We start from the raw sequence: 2,504 nt of genomic DNA, 5'->3' as shown, positions 1-2,504 counted from the left end.
TCTCTCATTGCAAGCAAAATCCGTGCTGTAGAATAGCTGTAAAAAACAGAAACGGTGATTTTAAAGGGGTGCACACAAGAAAGATATAATACTTTAAGTGATATATAGCAAAGACCCTGAAATTTAATTTATATGTGTTTTGTAGTCTTTTGAAATGAGTTTGACATTTGCAATGGAGAGATTTTTGGGAGTTGGTTAAAATTACATTTGAATTTTGTTACTTTGTAATCCGAAATGTAACAAAATTAGTTATTTAAATCGTTAAAAAAATTGTAATTATTAGAGATTGTATTATCTTTGAAACTTACGGAGTAACTTATGAATAAAAATATGAATAAAAATATGAGAATGTTTATTGTTTGTGTTGTTTTTGCACTATTAAGTTCTTGCAAGAATGATGCAATTAGTAAAGATTTAGAAAGTTCAGTGCAATCAGAACAAGAGATAAAAAAAGAATTTAATGGATTGTTAAATATTTTAGAGACAAAAGATTTGTCTCAATTAGATGAAAAAGATACAAAAGAGATTGAAAAAACAATTAAGGATTTAAAGGATAAAGTAGAAAAAACGGACTCTAAAAAGACTCCTATTGGAACGTATCTTGAATATGAAAAAAAAATACAAGAAATAAGAGAAAAATTAAAAGGGAAAGGAAATTTTGAAGATAAATTAAATGGACTTGAAGAGAGCTTAACAAAGAAAAAAGAGGAAAGAAAAAAGGCTTTACAAGAGGCTAAGCAAAAATTTGAAGAGTTTCAAAACCAAGTTAATACTACAACTGGAGTAACTACTGGGCAGAGAGCTGGGAATCAAGGTGCCGTTGGAGCACAAGCTTTTAAGTGTGCTAAAGAATTTGGTTTAAGTGTAAGTTCTTCTAGTAAGAATGGTACTGATACTGGTGATATGTCTAAAGGAATAATAGATGATGCAATTAAAAAGATTGAAGAAGAGCTTAAAAATACTATAGAAGACACAAAAGAATAAAAAATGGTTTTCGGAAACATAAATTACCAAAAACAAAACTCATTGTTAGTCTTGTTTTCTTGTTTAAGTTAATATTGCTGAAATTTAGATAATAAACTTGGAGGGGATATGAAAAAAATAAGTTTAGTATTTTTCTTTTTATTTGTAGTAAGTTTAAGTGCAAATGTAGAAGAAAATTATGCAAAGATTAAAAGATCTTTTTCTGAAGAAGATTTTAATTTAATAAATAAAAGACTAGATAATTATGATTTTAAAAATGAGTATGAAAAAAGTCATATTTTTTCCGATGCTCCTAGAATTAGAGGAAATTTAAGAAAAATTGGAATTAAAGAAAAAAGTGTTTTTTTAGATGCTCTTGATGTTATAGAATATCTTATAAAAATTAAAATAAGCACAGATAGTATTTTACTATCTGAGGATATGATTAAACTTATAGTAGGAGATCCAGATTCGATTTTTAATTATTTAATACAACTAGATTCTGATAAGATTGACTATTCTGAAAAATATGGAGAAGAAGCAAGAGATAAGTTTAGAGAAGCATATTCTAAAGACAAAGCTAGTGCGGTTAAACAGATTTTAAAACAAATTTTGGCTGATTTGTCCAAAGATTAGTTTTTAAATTAAAAGAGGAATGGTTTTCGAAAGCATAAATTACAAAAAACAAGACTATTTGTTAGTCTTGTTTTCTTATTAATATTGGAGAATCATGATAAATGAAAAGAATTTATATTATTCTATATCTTATATTTGCTTTATTTTCTTTAAATGCTGACGAATTTTTAAGAGGTATCTTTAATAGTCGTGATAATGATCTTGATTATGAAGATTTTAAAATGCAAGAAAATAGTTTGTATTTAAAAATAAGTGATAAAAAAGATGAAAATAAAAAAGGATATTTTTTTGTATCAGCGGACAAAGATGTTTTTAACTTACTGTATCTATTTGGAACTGCTATTCGTGAAGTCTTTAGCAATAGCGATAAAACTAAATCAAAAGATAACACTAAAATAAAAAAGGATTTATTGTTTGAGGATATTAATGGGTTAGTATTTGCTTACAGCGCTGAAAAGGGGTCAAAGATTGCTCTTTTCTTTAAAAAAGGAATACTAAAAAATACTAACAACATAAAAAATATAATTATTAGTTGTTCTTTTGATAAAGAACAACCCATTATAAATTCACTTAGTAAGCAATGGACTGTAGAAGACAATAGTTTTTTAGTTTTAAAAGAAAATGAGATGCCCAATTTTCTTAAAAAAGTATTATCAAGTAAAGTTTTAAAAGTAAAGGTATATGATAAGCAAAAAATAAATGAGGCTTTCAGTATTAGACTTAGAAACTTTCAAGATTTATATGATATGTATGAACATAATTTTAATTAAGAAATTGAAAAAATTGAATAAGAGCTTAAGAAGTTAGAAGATAAAAAAGAATAAAAAATGCTTTTATAAGCATAAAATATTAAAAACAAGACTAATGACCAGTCTTGTTTTTTTATTTAAGATATTTTTTAACTA

The 2,504-nt window shown here is 25.6% G+C and carries 3 protein-coding genes; all 3 read left to right on the top strand.

Features of this window, described 5'->3' with window-relative positions; translation table 11 throughout:
• Nucleotides 1-330: 330 nt before the first annotated feature.
• The 3 genes from BLO14_RS05680 (at nucleotide 331) to BLO14_RS05670 (ending at nucleotide 2,369) form a co-directional block, all read left to right on the top strand.
• Nucleotides 331-984 carry an ErpL protein gene (locus BLO14_RS05680; protein ID WP_091973948.1) on the top strand — a complete coding sequence of 218 codons (654 nt, stop codon included), beginning with the start codon at nucleotides 331-333 and terminating at the stop codon, nucleotides 982-984.
• A gap of 108 nt (nucleotides 985-1,092) precedes the next feature.
• Nucleotides 1,093-1,599 carry an exported protein A EppA gene (gene eppA / locus BLO14_RS05675; RefSeq protein WP_091973945.1) on the top strand — a complete coding sequence of 169 codons (507 nt, stop codon included), beginning with the start codon at nucleotides 1,093-1,095 and terminating at the stop codon, nucleotides 1,597-1,599.
• Nucleotides 1,600-1,700: 101 nt separating this feature from the next.
• The gene (locus tag BLO14_RS05670; protein WP_091973943.1) at nucleotides 1,701-2,369 is read left to right on the top strand and encodes a hypothetical protein; all 669 of its coding nucleotides are present in this window, start codon (nucleotides 1,701-1,703) and stop codon (nucleotides 2,367-2,369) included.
• Nucleotides 2,370-2,504: the final 135 nt, after the last annotated feature.

Origin of the sequence: Borreliella japonica, assembly GCF_900099615.1 — a bacterium.
Classification (GTDB): Bacteria; Spirochaetota; Spirochaetia; order Borreliales; family Borreliaceae; genus Borreliella; species Borreliella japonica.
Note: the sequence above shows the minus strand (reverse complement) of the source record. Positions and strands in the feature narration are given on the sequence as shown.